Consider the following 7,776-nt stretch of genomic DNA (forward strand, 5'->3'; position numbering starts at 1 on the left):
GTGCGAATTTTAAATCTGTCATAGTAAGCTAGCGCAAACAGGATGAGGGAGATTTCACATTGAGCAAGATAAAATCTCAAGTGTGTGGTTGGGTTGAACAGGGACATATCACGCAAGAGCAGGCGAATAAGCTTTATCGACAGGTGACAGTCTTGCCGGATGGGTCGAGTTGGCGTCGCTTAATCGCTCATTTATTACTCTGGTTCGGTGCGTTAAGTTTTGCCTGTGGGGTGATTTTTTTCTTTGCCTATAATTGGCAATCTTTGGGGCGATTTGCCAAATTTGGACTGATTGAAGTGGCGATAATACTCGCTATCACCGCATTTGCTTGGCTCTATTATCGTGCCAACATTTATTCCCCTGTTAGCTCTTATCGTAAAGACAGCACTTTTGGTGCGGCGACCGCCAATGGCGTGCTACTGGCCGCAAGTGTGTTAGTTGGTGGCTTATTAGCGTTAGTTGGGCAAACCTATCAAACGGGCGCCGATCCTTGGCAGTTATTCGCGCTATGGGCATTCGTTATCTTACCCTTTGCTTGGGTGGCAGGATTTGATGGTTTGTGGCTGTTGCTGGTGGGATTGCTAAACCTCAGCATAGGGATATTTCTGGATTCCTTTTCCCATTTCTGGGGATTATTTTGGGGCGCTCAAGGACAATTGCTGATCTTTATCTGTTTGAATTTAGTTATCTATTATGCTTTTGTACTTTTAGATCACAAAGTCGCGGGGCGCTGGCATGCGCCAATCCTTGAATATGCCTGTTCATTGTTTGCTATGGGTTGTTTTACTTGGTTAATCACTTGGCTTATTTTCGACGATTTCCTTGAACGTGATAGCTTCAGCACTGGGATCTTCTGTGGTTATTTTACCCATCTGATATTCGGATTCGTTATTTTTCGTTATAGATTACTACGCATATATCCCTTGGCCTTGGGCGGTTTTAGCTTGATTGCTGTAGGCGCCGCGTTACTGATAAAGCTGATGTTTGAGGATAATGACCACATAGGTGGATTTTTGTTTATTGGGCTTTATATCATTTTGGCAAGCACAGGTTTGAGTATTTGGTTGAGGGAGCTAAACCGGAAACTTAAACCTCAGTTTGTAGGAATCGCCAGCCAAGGGAGCGTGAGCGTGGGAGATGTTCATGAGCAACAATAATGGTTTACAGGATAGCGAAATGATCACTCGACCCTGCACTGATAGTGTTACGTCAATCGACGCTTCGAGTGAATTAAGTCTAATCAAACACTGGCAAGCTTTGTATGCCGAAGGCAATGTTAGTGCAGCTCAAATGCCAGAAGACCATGATATCCCTTGGTATATTGCCACTATGCAGGCGTTTGCTGCTTGGATAGCGGCGTTGTTTTTATTGAGTTTCATGATGGCAGTGTTTGGTGCCATTTTTGAGCATGTTGAAGAAGATGTCATTTTATTTATCGGCTTAACCTATTTAGCCTTGGGGATTGGGCTGTATTTTTTACCGCGGCAACAGATTTTTATTGAACAATTTGCTTTTGCCGCCTGTTTGAGTGGTTTGATCAGTGTGGCATGGGGATTATTTGATTTAATTAACAATGATTTTAGCCTCACATGGTATCTCTGTATGGCGGGTATTACATTATTACTGTGGGGCTTGATTGCCCATGGGCTAGCCCAGTTCGTATTCGCTTTTTGCTTTAGTTGGTGCGTGATTGGCCTGATGGCAAAATTTGAACTGCTCAATTTTAGCCCAAGCCTTTTTGCCGTAGTCATTAGTCTAGTGTTATTAAATATCAATCAGTTCGGGCGTCATTATCGTAGGGCTCGGATGCTCATCTATGGCTTCGCACTCGCGTTGCTTTCGTTGCAGTTGATGCACGCTTTTAGTATGGACAGTATTTTTGAAGCCTTATTTAGCCCTTGGCAGCAAAGCCTGTGGCTGACACTGACTCATCTGTTGATTATTTTCGCTATTTGCGGATTTTTATTGGTGACAATCTTGCGCGAGCGCCAGCAATCACTAAGCTCACCAGCGGCGCTGGGGTGTGTTATCGGTTTAGTCATCGTTAGCGGTTTATCCTTACCTATGCAGGGTTTATCAACGGCTATTCTATTGATCTTGCTTGGTCATTATTGCAACGAGTCTTGGTTGAAAGGTATGGGAATGGTGTCGGCGCTGTTATTTGTCAGCGGGTATTATTATTCCCTAGAGACGACTCTGTTACTTAAATCTGGTTATTTGATGGGCTTAGGCGCCTTGCTGTTGGTGGCAAGGTTAGTGATGTGGCGGTTATTTCCTGCCAATGAAAATGCCAAGGAGACTGTGTGATGGGCAATGTGATGGGAAAACTGTCGGCTTCACATAAATGGGCGCTTGGACTCGTATTATTCACAACAGTGACGATTCTCGCTGGCGTGAATTGGCGCATTTTCAAATTCGAACAACTCCTTAATCACGGCCAAGTGGTGCGTTTTGCATTAGCACCGGTCGATCCGCGCTCATTAATGCAGGGTGATTACATGGCGCTTGAATATGCCATTGCGCGCGATGTGCGTAGTGCCTTAGCGCCGCAACAAATGCAGGGCCAGTTATTGCTGGCTGTCGATGGGCAAAAAGTGGCGCGTTTTGTGGACTTTTATACCGACCAAGCACTCGGTAAAGATCAACTACGAGTGCAGTTTCGTGTCCGTGGTAATCAAATTAAGCTCGCATCGAACAGCTTTTTCTTTGAAGAAGGACAAGCCGATCATTTTAGTGAAGCTAAATACGGTGAGTTTAGAGTGAATTTGCAAGGTGAGTTACTGCTCGTCAGTTTACTCGATGAAAAGCTTCAGCCCTTATAACCCTGTGTCATGATTGTCATGATTGCCATCCATTTGTTCTGCTTACTTGATTAACCTCGATTTATCTCTGGCCGCACTGTGTAGTTCGGCCAGCATCTCCCGTACTGCTTTCTTCCTAGTTCTGATCGCTAAATCGCACGAATAATATCCACCTTAAGTTGCAACTTTGATGCAACCAATTTGTAACCTTGACCGCCTATAGTATCGTCAGTCTTCGAGGTGACATCACCTTGAAGCATCTAAGCGCATCAATTAAATACCAAATATTAAAACAATACATTTAGGGGTCTCAATGTTTAACACTAAAACTGTGCTGGCGTTAGCCATCAGCAGCGTTTGTGGGCTTGCCCATGGCGCGGATAATTTGATCATTTCTGAATATGTCGAAGGCAGCAGCAATAATAAAGCTATCGAACTGTATAACCCAACCGCGGGCGCTATTGATTTAAGCCAATACCAATTGCGCTTCTATTTTAATGGCAGCACAAACGTCGGCACGACCATTGCGCTCACGGGCTCTTTAGCGGCGGGGGCGACTTATGTGGTTGCCGATAATGACTCTTCTGCCGATATCCTTGCTGTCACAAATCAACAGAGTAGCGCCAGCTTCTTTAATGGCGACGATGCGATTGAGCTGACCTATCAAAATCAAGTCATTGATAGTTTAGGCAAAGTCGGTGTTGATCCCGGTGCCGAGTGGGGCAGTGGTGATCTCTCCACTCAAGATAATACCCTGCGCCGTAATCCTGATCTGCTGATTGCCGATCCTATCAGTACTGATGCAGTAAGCTTTAGCACTTGGCTAGGTTTTGCTAAGGACGATGTTTCTGATCTTGGTAAGTTCAGTGCGGGTACGCCAACCGATCCCGTCGACCCTCCACCAAGCTCTTTAGTGTGCGGCGAAGAAGCCACAGCAATTCATGCGCTTCAAGGCGCAGGCGCTGCCAGCCCTCTCAATGGTCAAACTTTAGTGGTTGAGGCGGTTGTCGTCAGTAATCAAGAAGCTGGTCTTAAGGGCATTTTTGTACAAATGGCCGATAACGAAGCCGATAGCGATCCCCAAACCTCGGAAGGTGTGTTTGTGTATACCGGCAATGCGCCCACAGCTTATGTGGCAGGCGATCGTATTCGTTTAAAAGCCAAAGTCACTGAATATCAAGGCTTAACTGAACTAACGACTTTATCAGAACACAAGTTGTGTGCTACAGGACAAACGTTACCAACGGCCGCGCTAGTGGCCTTACCAGTTAACAGCAGTGATGATTTTGAGCCCTTTGAGGGCATGCGTGTTCGTTTTAGCCAAGATTTAGTGGTGAATGAAGTCTATAACCTCGGTCGTTATGGCGAGATTTCATTAGGCAGTCAGCGCCACTTTATTGGTACGCAGGTGGCTGCACCGGGCGCGGATGCGCTAGCTGTGAGTGCAGCCAACCAACGTGACAGTATTTTATTGGATGACGGTTTAACGGCGCAGAATCCTGATCCTGTGCAATTCCCCGCTCCTGGTCTTAGCGCATCAAACACAGTGCGTGTAGGTGATAAAGCCACATCGCTTACGGGTGTAATGCACTATGGCTTTAATTTGTATCGCATTATGCCAATCGAGACGGTGAATTTTATAGCGGAAAACCCACGCCCAATCGCACCAACATTGGTTGAGGGCGGTAATCTAAAAGTCGCTAGCTTTAACGTGCTTAACTACTTCAATGGCGACGGCCAAGGTGCAGGATTCCCAACTGCGCGTGGTGCCAATACCTTAAGCGAGTTTGAGCGTCAAAAGGCGAAGATTGTCAGTGCCATGGTGGGCATTAGTGCCGATGTATTTGGTTTGATGGAAATTGAAAACGATGGCTTTGGCGCCAATTCAGCCATTGCTGATTTAGTCGCAGGTTTGAATGCTGCTGTGGGTGAAGCGCGTTACGCTTATATCGCGCCAACAGGCATGAATGCGATTGGCACCGATGCCATCACAGTCGGCTTGATTTATCGCAGTGATAAAGTCACGCCGCAGGGCGCTGCACGTATTCTATCTAGTGTAAATTCGCCATTAGATAGCGATCAACAGCCCCTGTTTGACGATAGCAAAAACCGTCCAATGCTGACGCAAGCCTTTAGCGTGAACGGCAGTGACGAAGGCGTGGTTGTTGCGGTTAATCACCTTAAATCTAAAGGCAGTGAATGTGCGGGCGAACCTGATCTTAACGACGGTCAAGGCAACTGTAATATCACTCGTACCCGTGCGGCGACGGCTGCAGATCAATGGATTAGCGAGCAATATCCAGATCAAGGCGTACTGCTGATTGGTGATTTGAACGCCTATGCGAAGGAAGATCCATTAACGGCGTTAGGTAACGCGGGCTTTAGTGAGCTGTTTGCCAAACTTGAAAAGCCAAATCCTTATTCCTATGTGTTCTCGGCTGAATCGGGTCAGTTGGATCATGCTTTAGCAAACGCTGCCCTGTTGGATAAAGTGGTGGATGTGACGCAGTGGCATATCAATACCGACGAACCACGTGTATTGGATTACAACGAAGAGTTTAAGACGCCCGCTCAAATCCAAGACTTATTCGCAAGTGATGCTTACCGCTCATCGGATCACGATCCTGTGGTGATTTCACTCTTACTTGAAGCGGAAAAAGTCGCGCCAGTGGCCAGTTTCACTCAAGTGGTGAATGGCGCTGCAGTGCAACTGACATCTACTTCAAGTGACAGCGATGGACAAATCGTGTCTGCCGAGTGGAGCTTTGGTGATAACACAGTGGCAGTGGGTGAGGTAGTGACTCACAGTTACAACCAAAGCGGCGAGTATCTGGTCACGCTAACTGTGACTGATAATGACGGCCTAACCCATAGCACGTCGCAAATGGTGACAGTGGTTGCTGATAATATGAAACAACCACCCGTTGCGCAAATTCAGCGTATCAATCTCGGTGTTGTCGATATGTTTATTTCGACTAGCTTTGATACCGATGGCGTAATCAAGCAACATAAATGGACGTTCGACAATGGCACTCGCGCTAACGGTCAAGTGGTATTACGCCTTGCCCGCCGTGGACAACACACAGTTGAACTGACCGTTAAAGATAACGACAAGTTAACGGATACTACGACGCTGACGTATCGTTAAGCCAGTCTTTTTATTCCGTTGATTCTTAAGTGATTCAAAGCCCGCAGCCGCGGGCTTTTGTTTTTGCCTAAAAGCAAGATAACTTTGTCGTCAGTTGCTGTGACGCATCAATTGTCATTGTTTCCCCAGTGACTCGTCACCTCTTTATTTAACAAGAAGCCTCCCTGAGGGCTCTAATAAAATATCCCTGTTTTAGAAGGTTACAGGTGCAACAATGCCAATCTTAACTAACCCTTCTGCTGTTCGTTTAGCTAAAAAGCTATTGCCCCATTGCTCGTTAGCAATGTGGCATCTAGCTCACTTCAACATCTGTATAATGGCCCAATTTTAGTAATGTTACAGAGCTCTAGCCTTATCAATTACCTTCGCCTATGAGAAAATGTGGTATGAGTGTTAGCCTGAATGCTGTTATTCAAGGTCGATAATTAGTCTGACGTGAGCATGTAAAAATGAGAAAGCTAAAACAATATCAAGTTATTACCCATCAAACTGTATATAAAACGCTACCGAAAAAAAGCAAATTCCTATAGCATCATTTGTACCAATTGACATGGATGTGGCAGCTGCTAAATCCAACAAGCGATTTATATTCTGCAAACAGCGCAGAGCATAAATACTAAGACGTTAAGTGCTTAAGGAGTGAGTTTGGAAATTACCGATTTCTTTCCCGAACAAGGGCATATTCAGAGACTTTATTGTGATGCATGCCAAGGTCATTTAGATCTTGTTTTTTCTGATTTCCATGAACTTGTTACAGGTGTGGATATTGAAATAAAGGGGCTTCCGATGCTCTACTGTGGATTATGTGACAAAAGCTTATTTCCTGATGATTCTAAGTTCGCAGTGATCTATTTGCATGAGCAGGCATTTAAAAAATCTAGTAACAAGGTGACTGTTACACGTAATAAAACAAACCAAGATTTCGGTTTTGGTGTTGCTCCATTCATTTACGATTCAGACGACTATAAATATATTCCTGGACTTAAGCGGCCATGGGATGAAGGTTTTCTTACACCAGTATTTTTTAATCGAGAAGTACTTTTAAAATATGATTCATCCCCAACTTATCGATTAAGCTTTGCTTCAACCACATATGGACAGATACGGAGAGGTGATGATTTTTCAATGCCATTTGGCATTAATAAAAACGGTAAGGTTGTTATGTGGCTGGGCGACATTGCTCGCCTTCCTGATGCTGAACAATATTATCTCCGCTCTGAAAATATCGCATCAGATCACTCTATAGGTTCAGAATTTTACGATGGGCAAATAGAATGTATTTTTACCGACTTATCTAAAGAAGATGCATTATTTAAAAGTCGCTCAACGTTTCTGGAAGCCTGCTTCAATAAATTTGGTATAAAAATAGCCCACCTAGATAGTGAGGTGTTTGATCTTTCAGTGTCTTTTAACACGCCTGTTGTAGACACTGAAAAAGAACGAAGACACGTAGCGGATACGCTTAATAAGATATACCTTGAGTCGTTTGATAATGAAGCGTTGGGCGATGTGATTTCGCAATTAGGTGGAGATCCCAAAAACCTTGGTAGTATTAAGCGATTGCAAAAAACGATTGAGCTGTAGTGGCACACTAATTTTGGCCACCTAAATAGAGGTGATATTATTACCTCGTAGATGACTTTAGGTGAACACATGAGATCGACAACCAGAAAAACATTTAGTGCTGAATTCAAACTTGAAGCAGCCCAATTAGTCCTCGATAAAAACCATAGCATCATCGAAGCTGCAAAGGCGATGAACGTAGGTAAGTCCACTATGGATAAATGGGTGAGACAGTTAAAACTAGAACGCCAGGGTGGCACACCA

At 44.7% G+C, this 7,776-nt stretch carries 6 protein-coding genes; all 6 read left to right on the forward strand.

Going from position 1 to position 7,776, the window contains the following annotated elements; translation table 11 throughout:
- Nucleotides 1-59 precede the first annotated feature (59 nt).
- Nucleotides 60-1,157 (forward strand): DUF2157 domain-containing protein, encoded by a 1,098-nt coding sequence (locus L5M28_RS21720; RefSeq protein ID WP_263204396.1) that lies wholly within the window; start codon nt 60-62, stop codon nt 1,155-1,157.
- Nucleotides 1,144-2,307: a DUF4401 domain-containing protein gene (locus L5M28_RS21725; protein WP_263204397.1), complete on the forward strand. Its 1,164-nt coding sequence runs from the start codon at nt 1,144-1,146 to the stop codon at nt 2,305-2,307. Before L5M28_RS21720 ends, L5M28_RS21725 begins: the two co-directional genes overlap by 14 nt.
- Complete coding sequence (locus L5M28_RS21730) at nt 2,307-2,822, forward strand: GDYXXLXY domain-containing protein (protein WP_263204399.1); 516 nt, start codon at nt 2,307-2,309, stop codon at nt 2,820-2,822. The genes L5M28_RS21725 and L5M28_RS21730 overlap by 1 nt, the downstream gene beginning before the upstream one ends.
- A gap of 292 nt (nt 2,823-3,114) precedes the next feature.
- Nucleotides 3,115-5,949 carry an ExeM/NucH family extracellular endonuclease gene (locus L5M28_RS21735; RefSeq protein WP_263204398.1) on the forward strand — a complete coding sequence of 945 codons (2,835 nt, stop codon included), beginning with the start codon at nt 3,115-3,117 and terminating at the stop codon, nt 5,947-5,949.
- 645 nt (nt 5,950-6,594) lie between these two features.
- Nucleotides 6,595-7,533: a hypothetical protein gene (locus tag L5M28_RS21740; RefSeq protein ID WP_249195587.1), complete on the forward strand. Its 939-nt coding sequence runs from the start codon at nt 6,595-6,597 to the stop codon at nt 7,531-7,533.
- Between the two features lie 69 nt (nt 7,534-7,602).
- On the forward strand, nt 7,603-7,776 hold a 174-nt coding region (locus L5M28_RS21745; RefSeq protein ID WP_263148818.1), incomplete at its 3' end, for a transposase.

The sequence above is a fragment of the Shewanella sp. SW32 genome, assembly GCF_025653365.1.
GTDB lineage: Bacteria > Pseudomonadota > Gammaproteobacteria > Enterobacterales > Shewanellaceae > Shewanella > Shewanella oncorhynchi.